This window comes from Pleomorphomonas sp. NRK KF1 (assembly GCF_023721755.1).
Lineage (GTDB): Bacteria > Pseudomonadota > Alphaproteobacteria > Rhizobiales > Pleomorphomonadaceae > Pleomorphomonas.
Genome location: NZ_JAMDLH010000004.1, coordinates 15,131 through 34,283 on the forward strand (window position 1 = coordinate 15,131; position 19,153 = coordinate 34,283).

The 19,153-nt window shown below is 66.0% G+C and carries 18 protein-coding genes; 8 read left to right on the top strand and 10 right to left on the bottom strand.

Annotated elements, in window-relative coordinates:
- Window positions 1-73: 73 nt before the first annotated feature.
- The 10 genes from M4J39_RS11520 to M4J39_RS11565 all read right to left on the bottom strand — a co-directional run bounded on the left by M4J39_RS11520 (window position 74) and on the right by M4J39_RS11565 (window position 11,365).
- On the bottom strand, window positions 74-1,123 hold the full coding sequence (locus tag M4J39_RS11520; RefSeq protein WP_251728008.1) for a LacI family DNA-binding transcriptional regulator: 1,050 nt from the start codon (window positions 1,121-1,123) through the stop codon (window positions 74-76).
- 88 nt (window positions 1,124-1,211) lie between these two features.
- Window positions 1,212-2,756: a tripartite tricarboxylate transporter permease gene (locus M4J39_RS11525; RefSeq protein WP_251728009.1), complete on the bottom strand. Its 1,545-nt coding sequence runs from the start codon at window positions 2,754-2,756 to the stop codon at window positions 1,212-1,214.
- Between the two features lie 19 nt (window positions 2,757-2,775).
- A complete protein-coding gene (locus M4J39_RS11530) occupies window positions 2,776-3,237 on the bottom strand; it encodes a tripartite tricarboxylate transporter TctB family protein (RefSeq protein ID WP_251728010.1) in 462 nt (153 codons plus the stop codon).
- Window positions 3,238-3,301: 64 nt separating this feature from the next.
- A complete protein-coding gene (locus M4J39_RS11535; protein WP_251728011.1) occupies window positions 3,302-4,246 on the bottom strand; it encodes a tripartite tricarboxylate transporter substrate binding protein in 945 nt (314 codons plus the stop codon).
- 152 nt (window positions 4,247-4,398) lie between these two features.
- Entirely contained in the window at window positions 4,399-5,475 is a 1,077-nt protein-coding gene (locus M4J39_RS11540) for an exo-alpha-sialidase (protein WP_251728013.1), read from the bottom strand.
- On the bottom strand, window positions 5,472-6,416 hold the full coding sequence (locus M4J39_RS11545; protein WP_251728014.1) for a dihydrodipicolinate synthase family protein: 945 nt from the start codon (window positions 6,414-6,416) through the stop codon (window positions 5,472-5,474). The genes M4J39_RS11540 and M4J39_RS11545 overlap by 4 nt, the downstream gene beginning before the upstream one ends.
- Before the next feature lie 24 nt (window positions 6,417-6,440).
- Entirely contained in the window at window positions 6,441-8,090 is a 1,650-nt protein-coding gene (locus tag M4J39_RS11550; RefSeq protein ID WP_251728015.1) for a signal transduction protein, read from the bottom strand.
- Between the two features lie 347 nt (window positions 8,091-8,437).
- The gene (locus M4J39_RS11555; protein ID WP_251728017.1) at window positions 8,438-9,727 is read right to left on the bottom strand and encodes a TRAP transporter large permease; all 1,290 of its coding nucleotides are present in this window, start codon (window positions 9,725-9,727) and stop codon (window positions 8,438-8,440) included.
- Complete coding sequence (locus M4J39_RS11560) at window positions 9,724-10,254, bottom strand: TRAP transporter small permease (RefSeq protein ID WP_251728018.1); 531 nt, start codon at window positions 10,252-10,254, stop codon at window positions 9,724-9,726. The genes M4J39_RS11555 and M4J39_RS11560 overlap by 4 nt, the downstream gene beginning before the upstream one ends.
- Window positions 10,255-10,378: 124 nt before the next feature.
- Window positions 10,379-11,365: a C4-dicarboxylate TRAP transporter substrate-binding protein gene (locus tag M4J39_RS11565; RefSeq protein ID WP_251728019.1), complete on the bottom strand. Its 987-nt coding sequence runs from the start codon at window positions 11,363-11,365 to the stop codon at window positions 10,379-10,381.
- A 336-nt stretch (window positions 11,366-11,701) separates the two neighbouring features.
- Here M4J39_RS11565 and uxaC point away from each other — a divergent pair, with 336 nt between their 5' ends.
- The 8 genes from uxaC (at window position 11,702) to M4J39_RS11605 (ending at window position 19,151) form a co-directional block, all read left to right on the top strand.
- The gene (uxaC, locus tag M4J39_RS11570; RefSeq protein ID WP_251728020.1) at window positions 11,702-13,129 is read left to right on the top strand and encodes a glucuronate isomerase; all 1,428 of its coding nucleotides are present in this window, start codon (window positions 11,702-11,704) and stop codon (window positions 13,127-13,129) included.
- A 17-nt stretch (window positions 13,130-13,146) separates the two neighbouring features.
- Window positions 13,147-14,643 carry a mannitol dehydrogenase family protein gene (locus M4J39_RS11575; protein WP_251728021.1) on the top strand — a complete coding sequence of 499 codons (1,497 nt, stop codon included), beginning with the start codon at window positions 13,147-13,149 and terminating at the stop codon, window positions 14,641-14,643.
- A gap of 33 nt (window positions 14,644-14,676) precedes the next feature.
- Entirely contained in the window at window positions 14,677-15,867 is a 1,191-nt protein-coding gene (uxuA, locus tag M4J39_RS11580; protein WP_251728023.1) for a mannonate dehydratase, read from the top strand.
- 150 nt (window positions 15,868-16,017) lie between these two features.
- Entirely contained in the window at window positions 16,018-16,359 is a 342-nt protein-coding gene (locus tag M4J39_RS11585) for a helix-turn-helix transcriptional regulator (RefSeq protein WP_251728025.1), read from the top strand.
- The gene (locus tag M4J39_RS11590; RefSeq protein WP_251728026.1) at window positions 16,356-17,255 is read left to right on the top strand and encodes an SRPBCC family protein; all 900 of its coding nucleotides are present in this window, start codon (window positions 16,356-16,358) and stop codon (window positions 17,253-17,255) included. Before M4J39_RS11585 ends, M4J39_RS11590 begins: the two co-directional genes overlap by 4 nt.
- Window positions 17,256-17,486: 231 nt before the next feature.
- On the top strand, window positions 17,487-18,179 hold the full coding sequence (locus tag M4J39_RS11595) for an FCD domain-containing protein (protein ID WP_251728027.1): 693 nt from the start codon (window positions 17,487-17,489) through the stop codon (window positions 18,177-18,179).
- Between the two features lie 128 nt (window positions 18,180-18,307).
- Complete coding sequence (locus M4J39_RS11600) at window positions 18,308-18,505, top strand: hypothetical protein (RefSeq protein ID WP_251728028.1); 198 nt, start codon at window positions 18,308-18,310, stop codon at window positions 18,503-18,505.
- A 10-nt stretch (window positions 18,506-18,515) separates the two neighbouring features.
- The gene (locus tag M4J39_RS11605; protein WP_251728029.1) at window positions 18,516-19,151 is read left to right on the top strand and encodes a DUF4433 domain-containing protein; all 636 of its coding nucleotides are present in this window, start codon (window positions 18,516-18,518) and stop codon (window positions 19,149-19,151) included.
- Window positions 19,152-19,153: the final 2 nt, after the last annotated feature.

A 19,153-nucleotide genomic window follows, 5' to 3' on the forward strand; every position in this document is an offset into this window, starting at 1 on the left:
AAGCAGGCCGCCGCACGGGCAAGGCGACCTCACCCGCGCCACGCTTCCTCAATGAAGGCAGATGGTTGGCTCGCTACTCCGGAAGGCGCTGGCGGTCGGCAAAGAGGGCGCCGGGAATGACATGAACCGGCGAGGACGCCTCGTCGCTTCCCTTCTCCATGGCATCGACCAGACAGGTGAAGGCGACGTCGGCGATCCTGAGCGTGTCCTGACGGACCGACAGCACGCGATTGGAGCTGAGTTCCATCAGGGGGTGATAGTCGAACGTCCCGAGAATGATGTCCCTAGGAACGCTTCCAAACCGGTCGACAAGCGCCTGGATCGCGCCTTCGAGGATCAGCAGCGATGACGAAATGAAACTCTTCGGCGGCCTGCCGAGACGCGCCAGCAGATCCGCCATCAACCGGTGACCGGAGGAGGCGCTGTCGTCCTCGGGGTCCGTCAGAAGGCGCTCGCTGGCGCCGGCCGCGCCGAAGGCATCCGTGAAGCCGGCAATACGGGCGGCGATACTGGGCATTTCCGGTCGGGCGCAGAGGAAGAACACGTCACCGCCACTCTCGGCCATGATCTGCCCGGTCAACCGGCGGGCGCTGGCTTCATTGTCTCCGACAACGGTTGGAAACAGTGTCTTGGGAAAGGCGCGGTCGATCACCACCGTGGCCACGTTGCGCTGCCCGCGTCGAACGAAGCGCGCCGGTTCGGGCTGCTCGCAGGGCGATATGATGATGCCGTCGACGCCGCGCGCCAGAAGGCCGCTGATCGTCTGGCGCTCCCGCTCCGGCTTCTCGTGCGTCGAGGCGGTGAGCAGAACGAGCCCCCGGTTCCGGCAACGCTCTTCCAACTGGGCGATCAACCTGGCGAAGTGGGCGTTGGCCAGATCGGGCACGATGCAGCCGACGGCATCGCTGCGCCTGAGCTTGAGGCTGCGCCCCGCGTGATCGACCACATAGCCATGCTTGGCGACGTAGGCCTCCACCGCCTGGCGCGTCCGCGCACTGATGCGATAGCGTTCGGCCTGTCCGTTGATGACGAGGCGCACCGTGGTGACGGACACGCCGATCTCGGCCGCGATCTCCTCGATCGTCCGAGGGCGCGGCGTATCCTGCGTCACCTTCTCGTCCAAAGCCAACTCTCCACATCGGTGCGGCCGCCGACAAGGCGTGCCGAAGAAGATGGCGCGGGCAGCCGGGCAGCCCGCGCACTGTGGGTGTTCATTCCGCCGTGCGGCCCTCGGCGTCTGGAGCCGACATCGCCTTGCGGGCGCGCCGCCAGGCGCCGAACTTCGGTCCGACGACCGGCAGGAGGAGCGTAAGAACGGCGATGGCGAGGAATATCGCGCAAATCGGCCGGGTCACGAAGATCGAAAAGTCCCCGTCCGACATGATCAGGGCACGACGAAGGTTGGCCTCCACCATCGGCCCCAGGATAATGCCGATGACAATCGGCGACATCGAAAAGTCGAGCCGCATCATCACATAGCCCAGAACGCCGGCAATCATCATGACGAACACGTCGATCATGGTGTGGTTGACCGAGTAGCTGCCGACCGCGCACAGCACGAGGATGATTGGCACCAGCACCTTGCGCGGCACGATCATCACCTTGGTGAACAGACGAATGCCGAGGAAGCCCAGCGCGCCCATCAGCAGGTTGGCGACCAACAGGCCGATGAAGATCGTGTTGACCTCGACCGGATGCTCGGTAAACAGCATCGGCCCGAGCTGAAGCCCCTGCACCATGAAGGCGCCCATCATGATGGCGGTGGCGCCATCGCCGGGAATGCCGAGCGTCATCAGCGGCACCATGGCGCCGCCCGACACCGCGTTGGCGCCCGCCTCGGGAGCGGAGACGCCCTCGGGCGAACCGTGCCCGAACTCTTCGGGGTGCTTCGACCAGCGCTTGGCCTCGGTGTAGGAAATGAACGAGGCGATATCGCCGCCGGTGCCGGGAATGGAGCCGATCACCGTGCCGATGGCCGACGAGCGGACGTAGGTCGGCAACACGCGGCGGAAATCCAGCCACGTCGGCAGCACGCGATCGATCTTGACCTTCACCTTGCGATCTTTGCTGCGTCCCTTCTCGACGGCGTTGTCTTCCATGCCGAGCATGGCCTGGGAGAAGGCGAACAGGCCGACGAGGATCGGCACGAAGGAAATGCCGCCCATCAGATAGTAGCTGTCGAAGGTGAAGCGCATGCCGGCGGTCATCGGATCGAGACCGATGCAGGCGATGGCGAGACCGATGGCGCCACCCATCAGGCCCTTGATGATCGAGTGCGAGGACACCGAGGTGATGATGGAGATGCCGAAGACGCCGAGCGCGAAATACTCGGGCGCCGACAGGCCGGTTGCCACCTTGGCAAGCTGGGGGGCCACCAGAATCAGTGCGATGGTCGAGAACACGCCGCCGAACACCGAGGAGCCCGTGGACAGGCCGAGCGCCCTGCCCGCCTCTCCCTTCGTGGCCATGGGATAGCCGTCCAGCACGGTGGCCGCCGAGGCCGGGGTGCCAGGCGTGTTGATGAGGATGGCGGTGATGGAGCCACCGTAGATGGCGCCGCAGTAGACGCCGAGCAGCATCAGGATGCCGGCCATGCCCTCGAAGGTGAAGGTCAGCGGCAGCAACAGGGCGATGCCCATGTTGACCGTCAGGCCGGGAAGGGCACCGATGAGGATGCCGGCGAAGACACCAAGGAACAGCATCACCAGCGACTGGGCACTGAAGACGATCTCGGCGGCGTGAAGGATGTCGATCATGGAGAGCGTCTCCCGGCCGTCATTCGAAGAGCGAAGGCGGCGGCAGCTCGTTGTTGAAGATGAGGACGAAGAACACCCAGACCACCGCGATGACGCCGACGGTGGTCAGCGAGATCTGCAGCGGGCTGCGCGAGCCCATCAGCAGCATCAGGGTCGGCACGAAAACGGCCGAAGCGGCGATGAAACCGAAATAGGTGAGCAGCACGGCGAAGACCAGCGCGATCGCGGCGCCGAGAAAGGCGATGCGAACCGGCACCGAGTGAAGGTCCACGGTGCGTCCGGCATGCGCCGACCGGACGAAAGCCACTTCCGCCCCCTGCACGCAGCCGAGCACGATGAACAGCCAGGCAATGGCGCTTGGCCAGAAGGCTTCTCCGGGTACGCCGTACTCGTCGAAATGGGTCAGGTCGCCGGCAAGCCAGAGGATGGTCGCCCCCAGCAGCACCGAGAGGATGGCGACGACGACATTGGCTGATCTCATGATGCGTCTCCGGTGTCATCCGCGCGGCGCATCGGCCGCGCGGATCCGCTTGTCGATCTGCCGCTTACTTGGCTTCGGCGATCAGTTCCTTGTAGAGGTCATGGTCGGCCTGCATCATCTTGGCGACGTCGTCACCGACGAGCGTGCCCGGAACGATACCCTGCTTCTTCATGGCTTCCTGATACTCGGGGTTGGCGAGCACGGCCTTGAAGGCGGCGACGAGCTGCTCCTTGGCGGCCGGGTCCAGATCGGCCGGCGCCGCGATGGCGGCCCAGGCGCGCATGGCGACGCCCGCGTCGGCACCGAGGGCCTCCTCGAAGGTCGGAACGTCCGGGAACAGGGCGAAGCGGTGATCATCCATCACGCCGAGGATCTTCAGCACGCCGGCATCGACCTGCGACTTGGCCGAACCCGGGGTGGTGATGACGGCGTCGACATGTCCGCCGACGAGGGCGGCGATCGACGGACCGGTCCCCTCGTTGAACGGGATGTGCTTGAACTTGACGCCGAACTTCTTCTCGATGTTGGACGTGGCAAGGTCATAGATGGCGCCGGCGCCGGAGTTGGCGACCTGGATCTTGCCCGGCTCGGCCTTGGCGGCGTCGATCAGCTCCTGCAGCGTCTTGTAGGCGCTGTCGGCGCGAACGACCACCGCGCAGGGGTCGGCGATCTGGGCGACCAGCGGCGTGAAGTCGGCATAGGTCACCGGCGCCTTCTTCTGGTGCGGGAACATCGCCAGCTCGACGGTGGTGGTGCCGAGCGTCAGGCCATCGGGCTTGGCATGCGCCAGCTCGATCAGGCCGGTGACGCCGTTGCCGGCCGGCTTGTTCTCCGGAACGAAGATGATGCCGCTCGGCAGATACTGCTTGGCGTACTCCAGCGTCAGGCGGGTCGAGGTGTCGGTGCCGCCACCGGGGTTCTTGGGAATGATCACCGAGATGTTCTTGGTGGGATAGGTGATCTGCTGCGCGGTCGCACCGGTGATACCGAGCGCGAGGATCGCGGACATGACGAGTCCTAGAGTCTTCATAATGTCTCCTCCAGCCTTCTTCGTTGCGAGGAACCGGTGTGGCTCCCCTTCGTTTGGCGATCCGGCCTCGTCCCAGCCGAGGGATCGCCGCTCCCAGTCCACATTGGGCCTGATGGTTTCCCCGGGCGCCGTCAGCGACCCGTGAACTCTACGATCGCGTGGGCGATGGCGCTACGATTCCATGTGTAGGTCACATGAAGCGCACCGCCCGCCTCGATGATCGCCGGATAGGAGAACTCGCCCTCCTCCGTCTCGAAATCGAGGCAGTTCTCCCACGTTTTGCCGTCGTCTGGCGACAGGGCAAGGGAAATCGGCGTACGACGCCCCCAGTTGCCCGCCACCGGATTGTAGACCAGCGCCAGCATGCCGCCCGTCGTCCGGACGAGATCGATGCCGCTGTTGTTGTTGGGCAGCGCGGTGGCATAGGCCGTAGACCAGCTGCGGCCGAGATCGGTCGAGTCCGTGCGATAGACCGATCCGCGCGTCGAACGCATCAGCATGTGCACGCCTGCCCCGTCTTCCCAGGCCGTGGGCTGGATGACGCCATCCCACTTGAACACGGTCTCGGGGTTGGTTTCCCAAAGCGCCTCGGCGGCGAGGCCCGCCCACACGTCACCGCCCTGCCCGGCCGCGGCGGGGCGGCGATGCTGGAACGGCACGTCGCGGCGCACCCAGGTCTTTCCGCCGTCGGCCGACAGATCGGCGAAAGCGTCCCAGACGTCCGACGTCTCGACCGAACCGGGCGCCAGCCACTCGCCGGACGAGAGACGGATGAGCTTGTTCTTGACCGGACCGCGCGGGCTCGTGTCGCCGGCAACCAGGGGGACCGGCGCCGACCACGTGAGGCCGCCGTCGAGCGACGTCGACCAGCGAGTAGTCCAGTCGTGCACCGTCGGTCCGACCTTGTAGAACAGGTGGACGGCGCCGCCCTCGGCGAACAGCACCGGGTTCCAGTGGGCAAGCCCCTCCTCGGCCATCAGGCGGCGGGGCGCCGCCCAGGTCGATCCGTCACCGCGCGACAGCCAGATGGCGACATCGCCCTCGCCTTCCCGCCGGCCACCGAAATAGGCCACGAGAAGGGTGCCGTCGCCCAACCGAACCAAAGTCGAGGCGTGGCAGCTGTCGAAAAGGCCGTGGTTCGGCGGCAGGACATAGCCCTTGTGCCGTAGAACGACCTTCGCGCCGGAGGGATGTGCAGCGTGGCTCATGCAGCCTTTCCCTTGATGCCGAGCGTCTTCGCCACGTCCTCTCCGAGAGCGACCATCTGGTCCACCACATCGTAGAGCTGGGAGCGAAGAAACGGACCGGCTTCGCGAACGCGCGCGGTCGCCGACGAGAAGTTGCCGATCCGGCGCTGGAAGTCCTTGGCCGAGATCGGATAATCGACGTTCTCGATCAGCGAGGCGGTCGTCAGATAGCGCGCCAGCGCATCCGCCGTTTCCGGCTGGGTGGAATGGTTGGCGCAGAGCCAGACGTAGAGCTCGGGATGGAAGTTGGCCATCACGCCGGAATAGCCGGAGGCGCCGGCCCGCAAGGATGCGAGCAGCGTCTGCGTATTGGCATTGGCGATGTTGAGCGACGAGCCCTTGGTCAGCGCCAGCCGGCGCCGGATGACGTCGATGTCGCAGCAGGTGTCCTTGATGAAGGTGTAGCGGCCGCTCCCGGCGCACCACTTCACCACGTCGTCGGACAGAAGCCGCTTGTAGGGATAGGGGCACTCGTAGATGCCCAGGCCGAAGTCGCCCGGCACCTTCTCGGTCAGCGCGGCGATCTTCTCCAGCACCACCGCGTCGGACGCCGACTGCGGCGCCAGACGGTTGGAGATCAGGATGACGCTGTCGACACCGGTCTCGCCGATCTCGTGAAGCTGCTCGATCTGCTGGCTCTCGGCATTGGCGGTATGCCCCGAGGCGACCACCGGCACGCGGCCGGCGGTCTTTTCAAGCACGAAGCGGGTGAGCGCGACCGATTCCTTCTGGCTCAGAAAGAACATCTCGCTCGACTGGCAGTTGGCGAACAGGCCGGACACGCCAGCGGCGACATACCAGTCGATCAGCCGTTCGAGCGACGCCCAGTCGATTTCGCCGGCGTCGGTGAAGGGCGTCAGCATGACCGGCCAGACGCCTGAATACTTGTTGGAGTTCGTCATCATCGTCTCGCGAAATGGATACCGTCAGAGCAGCGCGCGCGCGTCGCCGGCCACCTGCACCTTGATGTTCTGGGTGATCGCCTGGGCAACGAAGGCCTTGAGCACGTCGGCGAGCTTGTCCTCGTCCACATAGGCGATGGTAACATGGTTGGACTGGTGGCCGGACATCAGCTCGTCGCGGCCGACGCCGTCGAGCACCGCGTTCAGCAGCGGCCACTCGTAGCAGGTGGCCTTGCGGCGGCGCTCGAACTCGGCCTCGGGCAGCTCGACGGCGTGACCGGTGCCGATCTGCATGATGACGGAGGTGCCTTCATAGTGGGCGCGCGCCCAGAGAAGACGGCCCGCCTTACCCTGGCCGGTGATGGTCGAGCCACCCTTGGGGAAGTACATCGCCGGCTGGCGATAGCCGGTGGCGCCGGCAATGCCGCCCTTGAGGTGGCCGAAGGGCACGGCGCCGGAGATCTCGAAGTCCCAGACGAACTTGCCGTCCCAGTTGCTGCCCCAGCGGATGTCGTGCAGCGTCGTCTCCGACGGCAGGCCCAGGCTGTCGAGCAGGCGGAACATCATGGTCTGGGGAATGGCGGTACCCATGTCCACTTCGTTGGCGCAGGGGATCGGCTTGCCCTCGCGGATGATATGGCCGTCCTCGGCCGGGATCGGGAACCGCTCGGCGGAGCCGATGGCGCCCTCGGCGAAGTCGGAAGCGGCGCAGGAGCGGGCGAGGCCCTGCTGATACTGCACACCGACGCAGGACAGGCCGAAGCGTTCGGCGTAGCGGGCAAGCGCGATCATCATCGCGCACTGCTCCTTGACCTGATCGCGGGTCAGCTCCGTCGCCGCGTCCTTTCCGAAGCGGAACTTCATGCCGCGCTTCTCATACCAGGCGACGCAGTCCTCGCGCAGGGCATCCGGCACCTTGGCCATCTCGACCAACAGGTCGGCCTGCGACAGGCTTTCGAGCGGCATGCCGATGTCGCAGAGCGCCTTCTGCGGGAAGACGCCGTTCATCATGCCCATGCAGAGCGTATCGAACAGGCCGAGGATTTCCTTGTTGCGCAGCGACCAGGCGCCGAGGGCGGCGCCCGCCTTGCCCGCTTCGCTCTTCATCAGCGGATGATCGGCCGGGATATCGGTGAGGTAGGAGAGATCATGCTCGATCTTGCCCGTCTCCAGCCAGGATTTCAGGCCGGCAAGGAAGAAGGCGTCGTCGAAGTTCTCCGACCACAGACGCGAGTAGTTGCGGCCGAGCGCGGTGAGCGAGCCGGCCATGCACAGCATGCCGACGAGGCCCGGCCAGGTGCCGTCGAAGTTGGCGAGCAGCAACACCGGACCGCGATGAGTGGCCAGCGACGGGGCGATGTGGTGCGAATACTGCCAGGCGGTCAGCAGCACGATCACCGGCGCGTCGGGATCGATCGCCGCGAACACGTCCGATCCCTCGCGCTGGCTGGCGATGAAGCCGTGCCCCTTGTCGGCCTTGATCGGATGGGCGCGCTTCAGCGTCTTGCCGAAATGATCGGCGAGCGCCTTCTCCAGCAGCGCCTCGTACTTGGCTTCGACGGGCCAGCACTCGACGTTGGCGCTCTCGCGCAGGTCGGCGTTGGTGACGAACAGCACCTCGTTCTTGGCCGGCGTGATCTGGTCGAGGGTAGCGGGAAGCTTCATCGCGAACATGGGTTTGTCGTCCAGTTGTTTCAGAGGAAATCGGCCATGGCGGTGCACCCGATCGCGCAGCCGCCAGCGGCCCGCGAAATGCGGGTTCTGCAAGGACCGAAGGCTGCGCTACCGTTTGCTACGTCGTGTTAGCAAAGGAGCTAAAGCACCCCATTCCGTCTGTCAAGGTCAGCCAAAAGTCGTATGGAGTTGGGGAGAGAAAGCCTCCTGAACGCCTGCGCCGCCCCCGTTCAAGGCCCTCCCCCAAGAGAAGGTTCCGGCTGCATTCCGCTGGAATGACAGGACAAAAAAGAGCCGGCTGGCGTTCTGCCAACCGGCTCTCGAGCCTGCGATGTCCGGCGCTGCGCCTACATCAACAGATTGGGCAGGAACAAAGAAATCTGGGGGAACAGGATCAACATCGCGACGAGGAACAGGATTGTTGCGATGTGCGGTAGCGCCTCGACGAGATACTCGTCGATGGTGCAGTCGAGAAGCCCGCAGACGGTGAACATGGCGACGCCGACCGGCGGCGTCATGCCGCCGAAGGTGACCATGGTCATCATGACGATGCCGAAATGCACCGGGTCGACGCCGAGCTGCAGCACGATGGGCAGGAAGATCGGCGTCAAGAGCAGCACCAGCACCGTCGCCTCGATGAAGCAGCCGGCGATCAGCAGGAACACGACGATCAGAAGCAGGATCACCGTCGGGTTCTGCGTCAGGCTCAGCATGCCCTGGGCGATGGCCTGCGGCGCCTGATCGAAGATGATCGCGTAGCCCACCATGCCCGAGAACATGATGATCAGCACGATCAGGCCGTTGTCGATCACCCCGTGCAGCAGCGCTTCCATGGCGCCCTGCCACGTCAGCTCGCGATGGAGCAACACGCCGACCACCACCGCGTAGACCACGGCGAAGGCGCCGACTTCCGACGGCGTAAACACGCCGCTGCGGATGGAGACGAGCAGCGCCACCGGGAACAGCAGCGCCCACTTGGCATGCCACACCGCGCCGCCGACGGCCCTCCAGCTGGGACGATTGACGGTCGCCGACCGATAGCCCCGGCGGCGCGAGACGAACCACACCGTTATCATCAGGCCGGTCATCATCATCAGGCCGGGAATGATGCCGGCCAGGAACAGCCGGCCGATGGAGACGTTGCCGACGAAGCCATAGAGGATCAGCCCGAGGCTCGGCGGGATGGTGGCGGTGATCAGCGAGCCGACGGCGATGGTGGCGGCGGTGAATCCCTTGGAATAGCCGTTGCGAACCAGATCCGGGCCGAGGATGCGCGCCTCCATGGCGGCATCGGCGACGGCCGAGCCGGAGACGCCGCCCATCAGCGTCGACAGCACGATGCAGACCTGCGCCATGCCGCCCGACATCCAGGACACCAGCACCTCCGAACATCGGATCAGCCGCGAGGTGATGCCGGTCTTGTTCATCATGTGCCCGGCCAGCACGAAGAAGGGCACGGCCAGGAGCGGGAAGCTCTGCGAGGCCGAGGCCACCTGCTGGACGCCGATCGACGCCGGCATCACCTGGGATATGGCGAAGAAGGAAAAGCCGGAGATGCCGATGGCGAAGGCCACGGGCGCGCCGACGATCAGAAGGCCGAAGAACAGGCCGACAAGAAGCAGCATTTCGCCGGTCATAGTTCGCTCTCCGCGGCGGCGGCCAGCGCCTCTTCCTTGGTTCGGGTGGGCGTGAACACGAGAATGGGCCGGCCGGTGGCGGTCCGAATCGCCTCGATGAGCTGGCCGGCAAGCGTGATGGCCAGCAGCAGGCAGCCGATGGGAACGGCGGCGGTGACATAGGCATAGCTGATGCCGCTGTCGCCGAACTGCCGTTCGAGGTTCAGCATCACCAGCTTGTAGCCGAGGTAGCTGAGCGACAGCAGGAAGACGAGGATCACCACGCCCGTGACGATGTCGAGATAGACCCGGTAGCGGGGCGGTATCCAGCGCACGAACAGGTCGACGGCGATCAGGCCGCGCTTGCGCATCGCCATGTCGGCGCCGATGAACGAGGCCCAGACGAACAGCAGCTGCGCCACGTCCATCGACCATACGAGCGGATATCCGAACCAGCGCATGACGCCGGCCATGAAGACGAGCCCGACCATGACCGCGAGCAGAATTCGCGCCACGACGGACTCCACGCGCATGATCTGTAAGGACATGACGCAGGCTCCGGAAAATCAGGGCATCGGACCCGGAAAGACGAAATCGGGCTTTGGGAAATCCGATGCGGCAACAGGATACAGGATCGCCGCGCCTCCGTCAGGACGCGCGGCGATCGGGGGATTACTGGGCGAGAATGGCGTCGACCTTCTTCTTCAGGTCGGTGTAGCCGAGCTTCTCGTAGACGCCCGCCGTCGCTTCCTTGAACGGCGTCACGTCGATCTCGTTGATGGTCATGCCGGCGGCGGCCATCTTGGCTTCAAGGTCGACCAGCGCCGCCTCGGTGCCGTGCGAGGCGACGTCGCCGGCCTTCAGCGACTCTTCCTTGAGGATGGTCTGCAGGTCGGCCGGCAGCGCGTCGAACCAGGCGGCCGAGGTGACGAGACCGGTGATCAGGTTGAAGTGGCCGGTCTTGGTCAGGTACTTGGTGACTTCATAGAGGCGCGAACCGTAGGCGGCGGGATCCTGCGCCTCGACGGCGTCGATCACCTGCGTCTGCAAGGCCGAGTAGACGTCGGCCCAGGCCATCGGCGCCGGGGTGGCGCCCATCGCCTTGACGGTCTCGGTCCAGACGGGCGCGCCGGGCGTGCGCATGCGGATGCCCTCTAGATCGGCCGGCACCTTGATCGGCTTGTTGGTGAGGAGATGCCGCTCGCCCTGCCACCAGTTGAACGACAGCACCTGCAACTGGGCGCTGTCATGCAGCTGTTTGGCCATGTCGTCGAGCAGCGGCGAGGTCACCACCTTGCGGATGCCGTCGTAGCCGGAGGCGAGGTAGGGGCCGGAGAGAACGCCGAAGTCCTTGACGAACACCGCGAGACGGCCGCCGTCGACCACCACCGCGTTGCCGGCGCCGGCGCGCGCCTGTTCCAGCACGTCCTCGTCCTTGCCGAGCTGCGAGCCGGGGAACAGGCGGACGGCGAGCTTGCCTTCCGAACGCGCCTCGACGTTCTTCTTGAGGTCCTCAAGGCCCTTGTAGAGCGGGTCGGTCGTGGTGAGCGCCGTGTTGATGTTCAGCGTGTAGTCGGCGGCCGAGGCAACGCCGAGCGACGAGACGGCCAGCGCCATCCCGCAGGCAGCCGTCAGTGCGGCCCGAGACAGAAATCCCATGGGTTCCTCCCAAGAAGACGAGCGCGTCATTCCTCCACGCGCCTCGTTGACGAGTAGTATGGTAGACGTCTAGAATGGCATCGGCAATCAAAAACTGCTGGTCCACCATTCAAACGATGGGCCCGGCGGACTGCCGGCCCTGACGATACGGTGAGGAACGGTCGGCAAGGGAGGGACAATGGCTTCGAGGGAGGATATCCCGAAGCGCTGTCCGGCGCGGCAAGCGTGCGACCGGTCCATTTGATAATGGGCGGCGCGGGCAAAACCGTATTTGTTGCCGGAGAGGAAAGCGCCTGCCTCGCCTGAATCGGGCGGCGGCGGAACGGGAGACGACACATGTCCAGGGCATCAGGCCATTTCACCCTTCACCCCGACCGGCTGTTTCCGGCCGATCCGGCGACGCGCGCCATTGCCCGCGACCTCTATGCCGGCATCGCCAAGCTGCCGATCATCAGCCCGCACGGCCACACCGACCCCGCCTGGTTCGCCGACGACCAACCCTTCGCCGATCCGGCCAGCCTGTTCGTCATCCCCGACCACTACGTCCACCGCATGCTCTATTCGCAGGGCATCCGGCCCGAGCAGGTGGGCGTACCGCGCCTCGACGGCGGCCCGGTGGAAACCGACAAGCGCAAGATCTGGCGCGTCCTCGCCGAGAACTTCCATCTCTATCGCGGCACGCCGTCCTACATCTGGTTGACCCACGCCTTCGAGACGGTGTTCGGCATCACCGAGGTGCCCACAAAGGACAACGCCGACCGACTCTACGACACCATCGACGCCGCGTTGGAAAAGCCGGAGTTCAGGCCGCGCGCCCTCTTCGAGCGCTTCAACATCGAGGTCATCGCCACCACCGAAAGCCCGCTCGACGACCTGCGCCACCATCGCAAGATCCGCGAGAGCGGCTGGAAGGGCCGCGTCGTCACCGCCTTCCGGCCCGATGCCGTCGTCGACCCCGCCTTCCCCGGCTTTGCCGACAATCTCGAAGTGCTCGGCCGCCTCACCGGCCACGACACGGCGACCTATGCCGGCTATCTCGCCGCGCTCGCCGACCGCCGCCGCTACTTCATCGAAGTGGGCGGCGCGACCTCGACCGACCACGGCCACCCGACCGCCCGCACCGCCGACCTCGGGGACGAGGACGCCGCCGCCCTCTACGCCCGCGTCCGCACGGGCAACGCATCGGCCGAGGACGCCGAGCTGTTCCGGGCGCAGATGCTGACCGAGATGGCCAAGATGTCCACCGTCGACGGTCTGGTCATGCAGATCCACCCCGGCGCCCGCCGCGACCACAACCCGGAGATCTTCCGCACCTACGGCAAGGACAAGGGCGCCGACATTCCCGGACCCACCGGCTATGTCGAGGAGCTGCGCCCGCTGCTCGCACGCTTCGGCAACCGCGCCGATCTCACCATCATCCTGTTCACGCTCGACGAGACGGTCTACTCGCGCGAGCTGGCGCCGCTCGCCGGCCACTACCCGGCCCTGAAGCTCGGCCCGGCCTGGTGGTTCCACGACAGCCCCGAGGGCATGCGCCGCTACCGCGAACAGATGACCGAGACGGCCGGCTTCTACAACACCGTCGGCTTCAACGACGACACCCGCGCCTTCCTGTCGATCCCGGCCCGCCACGACGTCGCCCGCCGCGTCGACTGCGGCTTCCTCGCCCGCCTCGTCGCCGAGCACCGCCTCGGCCTCGACGATGCCCATGAGGTGGCGCACGACCTCGCCTATCGCCTCGCCAAGACGGCCTATCGGCTCTAGCCGGGGAGATGAGCGACATGTCCGACCCGACATCCGCCAGACGCCTCGGCGCCGCCAGCCTTCCCACCCTGCCCGCCGCCGTCGCCCGCCCCGGCTACGACCGGACCAGGGTGACGCCCGGCATCGTCCACCTGGGGCTCGGCGCCTTCGGCCGCTCCCATCTCGGCGTCTACACCGACGACGTGCTGGCGTCCGGTGCCACCGACTGGGGCATCGTCGGCGTCAACCTCCGGTCGCCCGACGTCGTCGATGCCCTGAAGCCGCAGGACGGGCTCTACACCCTGCTCTGCCGCGAGAACGGCGACGACAGGCTCCGCGTGATCGGCGCCTTCCTCGACGTGCTGAATGCCGCCACCGAACTCGACGCGGTGCTCCGGGCGATGGCAAAGCCCGAGATCCGCGTCGTCACCATCACCGTGACCGAAAAGGGCTACTGCCACGACCCCGCCACGGGCCGTCTCAACGAGGCGCACCCGATGGTGACGGCCGACCTTGCCGACCCCATGCATCCGCGCAGCCTGCCGGGCCTGATCGTCGAGGCGCTGCGCCTGCGACGGGATGCCGGCGTGCCGCCCTTCACGGTTCTCTCCTGCGACAACCTGCCGCAGAATGGCAGGATCACGCGGGCCGTGGTCACCCGCTTCGCCCAGCTCCGCGACGCCGACCTCGGCCGCTACGTCGCCGACGGCGTCGCCTTCCCCTCCTCCATGGTCGACCGCATCACGCCGGCCACCAAGGAGGCCGACCGCGCCATCGTCAACGCCGGCCTCGGCCTCGATGACGCCTGGCCGGTGGTGGCCGAGCCCTTCCATCAGTGGGTGATCGAGGATCGCTTCCCTGGGGGACGCCCGGCCTGGGAGGCGGCTGGCGCCATCCTCACCGATGACGTCCACCCCTTCGAGACGATGAAGCTCCGTTGCCTCAACGGCGCCCATTCGACGCTCGCCTATCTCTCGGTGCTCGGCGGCATCGAGACGGTGGCCGAGGCCATGGCCGACCCGCTGCTGCCCAAGGTGATCCGCCAGCTGTGGGACGACGACATCATCCCCACCGTGCCGCCGGTGCCGGGCACCGACGTTGCCGCCTACACCCGCGACCTCGAAGAGCGCTTCCGCAATCCTGGCATTCGCCATCTCACCCTGCAGATATCCTCCGACGGTTCGCAGAAGCTCGGCCCACGCCTGCTTGCGCCCGCCGCCGAGCGCATCGCCGTCAAGAACGCGCCGAGGGTGGTGCCGCTGACGGTGGCCGCCTGGATGGCCTTCCTGCGTCAGGGCGACGATCAGGGCCGCGCCTGGCTCGTGGCCGACCCGATGGCCGCCCGCCTGACGGCCATCGCCAGGGAGCACAAGGACGACCCGGCGGCGCTGGCCGACGCGTTGTTTTCCCTCGGCGAGATCTTCCCGCCCGCCATTGCCGGCGACGCGCCGTTCCGCAAGGCGACGATCCAGCACCTCAGAAGCCTGCTGGATCGCGGCCTTGCCGCCACGCTCACCGCCTTCCTGTTCCGATGATTTCGGCTCACCGCTTCCCTGGAGTATCCCACCATGCAAGAGACCTGGCGCTGGTTTGGCCCCGATGATCCCGTCAGCCTTCAGAAGGCCCGGCAGGCCGGCGCCACCGGCATCGTCACCGCCCTTCATCACATGAACCAGGGCCAGGTTTGGACGGTGGACGAGATCGAGAAGCGCAAGGCGGAGGTCGAAGCCGCCGGCCTCACCTGGTCGGTGGTCGAGAGCATCGGCGTCGGCGAGGAGATCAAGACCCGCACCGGCAACTATCGGGAAAAGATCGACAACTACAAGCAGTCGATCCGCAACGTTGCTCGCTCCGGCGTCAAGACCATCTGCTACAACTTCATGGTCATCACCGACTGGAGCCGCACCAACCTGATGTTCCGCCTGCCCAACGGCGGTTACGCGCTCCGTTACGACAAGGTGGATTTCGCCGCCTATGACCTGTTCGTCCTGAAGCGCAAGGGGGCGGAGGCCGACTACACCGAGGCCGAGATCGCCGCCGCCAAGGCGCGCCTTGCCGCCAAGAGCGCCGACGAGCTCGCCGAGCTCGAACGCAACCTGATCGACTGGCTGCCGGCCCGCGACTTCGCCTACACCCGCGACAGCTTCCGCGACATGCTGCAGCTCTATTCGGAGATCAGCCCCGACGACCTGCGCGCCAACCTCGTCGAGTTCCTCAAGGAAATCACGCCGGTGGCCGAGGAAGAAGGCGCCCGCCTCTGCATCCACGCCGACGACCCCTCCTTCCCGATCTTCGGCCTGCCGCGCGTCATGTCGACGGCCGACGACGTCCGCAAGATGTTCGCGGCGGTGCCTCAGGAAGCCTGCGGCCTGACGCTCTGCACCGGCTCCTTCGGCTCGAACACGAAGAACGATCTCGTGGCCATGGCCAGGGAGTTCGGCCCGCGCATCCACTTCGTCCACCTCCGCAACGTCGCCCACGAGGCGGACGGCTCGTTCTACGAGGCCGATCATCTCGGCGGCGACACCGACCTCATCGGCGTCGCGGCGGCCATCCTGACCGAAGAGGAGCGACGGCGCTCCGTCGGCCGGGCGGATGCCGAAATCCCCTTCCGGCCCGATCATGGTCACCTGATGGGCGACGACATCGGCCAGAAGTCCAACCCCGGCTATTCCTTCGTCGGTCGCCTCAAGGGCCTCGCCGAACTGCGCGGCGCCATCAAGACCATCGAAGCCTTCCGGAGCGGCCGCGTCTCCTGACGCGGTCTCCTCGTTCGATCCTTCGCGCATATGGGGCGGATGCCCGGCCACCTTGCCGGCATCCGCCCCTTTCTCGTCATCGGCCAAAACTTAGCAAATCAGCTAAGTTTTCTCTTGCGCCAAATTCGACAGCAGGCAATACTTAGCAACATGACTAAGCATGATCCCGATCTGTCGCTGCTCTTCCATGCGCTGGCCGACGCCACCCGCCGGTCGATCCTGACCCGTCTCGCCGAAACGCCGGCGCGGGTCACCGATCTCGCCGAGCCCACCGGCCTCAGGCTGCCGACGGTGATGCGGCACCTCGCCGTGCTGGAGGAAGCGGGACTGATCGTCACCTCCAAGGACGGTCGCGTCCGCACCTGCGCCATCGTGCCCGAGGCCATGGAGCCGGCCCGGACCTGGATGGACGACCAGCGAGCCATCTGGGAAGGCCGCCTCGACCGGCTGAACGCCTATGTGATGAACGTGATGAAGGAGCGCGGACAATGACGACGAGCATCGATCACGGCGGCGCGGGCCGCTTTGCCACGCTGACCTTCGAACGGGAGGTGGCGGCGCCGCCCTCCACCCTCTGGCAGGCCTGGACCGCCCCGGCGGCGCGAGCCGTGTGGGCCGCCCCGACGCCGGCCGTCACCGTGGAGTTCCTGGAGGCCGACACACGGGTGGGCGGCCGCGAGATATCGCTCTGCAAGGTGGCGGGCCAGCCGGACATTCGCTGCGAGGCCGGCTGGCTGGAGCTGCGGCCGGCCGAGCGCAGCGTCAATTACGAGGTGATCTCCTCCGAGGGCGTGACGCAGTCGGCGGCGCTGGTGACGGCGAGCGTCTCCGGCACCAGCGAAAGCAGCCGTCTGCGGGTCACCGTGCAGCTCTCCTCGCTGGCCGAAGACATGGAAGCCGGCTATCGGCAGGGCTTCGGCGCCGGCCTCGACAATCTCACCGGCGTCGCCCAACGCACCATGATCCTTCAGCGGATGATCAAGGCGCCGCGCAGCGTCGTCTGGGGCGCCTGGATGAACCCGGAAGCGTTGCCGCAGTGGTGGGGGCCGGACGGCTTCTCCTGCCGGACCCAGCGCATCGACCTCCGCTCCGGTGGCGAGTGGGTGTTCGACATGATCGGCCCGGACGGCACGGTCTACCCGAACCACCACCTCTATCACGACGTCCGACCCGAGGAGCGCTTCGGCTACACGCTGCTCTGGGGCGAGAACGGCCCCAAGCACGCCGACGCCTGGGGCGCCTTCGAGGAGGTGGACGGCGGAACGCAGGTGACGCTCGGCATGGTCTTCGCCACCGCCGCCGAGTTCCAGGAGGCCAAGGGCTTCGGCGCCATCGAGCTGGGACTGCAGACCTTGGGCAAGCTGGACCGCTTCATCGCCTCCCGCTGACGGATCGCCGCCAGCCACCACGCGACCGGACCGCTCGCGGGCACCCGTTGCCCCGCGAGCGCCGACCGCGACCGACAGTCGCCACCGGCGGCAAGCTATGGCAACGTTGCAAAAAGACTTGCGTGAAAACAAAGGGATAGAATACCCCGACCCGGCCCGGTTTCGCGGCAAAACCGCTGGACAGCCGGCGCAGCCTTATGCCATGGTAGTATCTCACTCGGAGATACGAACGTGCCGCCAACTGCCGCCGCCGGTTATGAGCTGGACCCCAAGCTGCCCATCGGCGCTCAGGTCTACGGCCTTCTGAAGCGGATGATCATCGGCCTCGTCTTCAAGCCCAACGAGGCCCTGAGCGAGAAGGAACTGGCGCTTCGCCTCGGCGTCAGTCGCACCCCGGTGCGCGAGGCGTTGATCCGCCTCGCCGAGGAAACCCTGGTCGACGTCTTCCCCCAGCGTGGTACCATCGTGTCGCCCATCCGCGTCGCCGAGGTGATGGAGGCACAGTTCCTGAGGGAAGCGCTGGAAGCCGCCGTGACCCGCCGCGCTGCCGAACAGCCGTCGGCCGCCCTGATCCGCGACCTCTCCCGCCTCATCGACGACCAGCACCACGCCGCCAACGCCGGCCGCCCCGAAGACTACATGCCCCTCGACGACGCCTTCCACCGCACGATCAGCGAAGGCACAGGCATGCCCCGCTCCTGGCGCCTCATACAGGGCGTCAAGGGCCAGATGGACCGCGTCCGCTTCCTCAGCCTGCCCAACAAGGCGCACCTGCTGCTGCTCACCGAACAGCACGCCGAAATCTTCAAGGCCATCGAAACCCAGGACCCCGACCGCGCCGAAGCGGCCATGCGCCACCACCTCAAGGAAGTCCTGAAAACCATCCACGAACTCGCCTCGGAAATGCCGGCGATCTTCGCGTGAGGGGATGAGCTGTCTCGGTACGAACCGAAGCCTCGGGGTTCGCCCCATCTGAGCAATGCTCGCTCGGGCAGACTGAGTGCGCTCTGGAACGGGTTGCGGTTGATAAGCGCGACCAGCCGATTGTCGCGATGCTGATGATCGAAGAGTATCATCGTTTCCTCGATAGCCAGCAACGACGGCTGCGACATATGCGAAGCCAAGGTGAGATGAACGGAACGGGAATGGCCAACGGCGACCTCAACCGGATCAGCAACCTCACATGGGGCATCGCCGATGGCGCGTTGCGGAATCTATCTTCGCGGCAAGTCCTGAAGACGGGGAGGTAGCCGCCTGACGATGCCTGTTCCCGCCAACCCGAAGATCTACCACATCGTCCATGTCGACAATCTTGCCTCGATTGTCGCCGACGGATGCGTGTGGCCGGACTCGGTGATGGCAAAGCGGGCGGATACCGCCGTTATCGGCAATAGCGAGATCAAGACCGATCGGCTGCACCTGCCCGTCGAGTGTCACGCCGGCACCTGCGTCGGCGATTACGTGCCGTTCTACTTCTGCCCTCGCTCCGTAATGCTCTATGTCATTTCGAAGCGGAATCACCCCAATGTGGCCTACAAGGATGGGCAAGACTCGGTCGTGCATCTGATGGCCGACATGCGCGAGGTGGTCGAGTGGGCTGAGGAAAACAGGCGGCGCTGGGCGTTCACCGACATCAACGCGGCCAACCGCGCGGCAGATTTCTACGGCGACCTGGCGATGCTCGACCAACTGAACTGGGACGCCATCAGTGCGCAGAGTTGGGTCTCCTGCCGCGATCACAAGATGGCTGAATTTCTGATGCACAAGAGCTTCCCGTGGGAGCTCGTCAAGGGTATCGGAGTTCATTCGGAAAGAGTGGGAGCGCAGGTTGTCGCGACGATGGGCAAGGCAGCGCATCGACCGAAGGTGAGAGTAAAACCGGATTGGTACTATTGAGG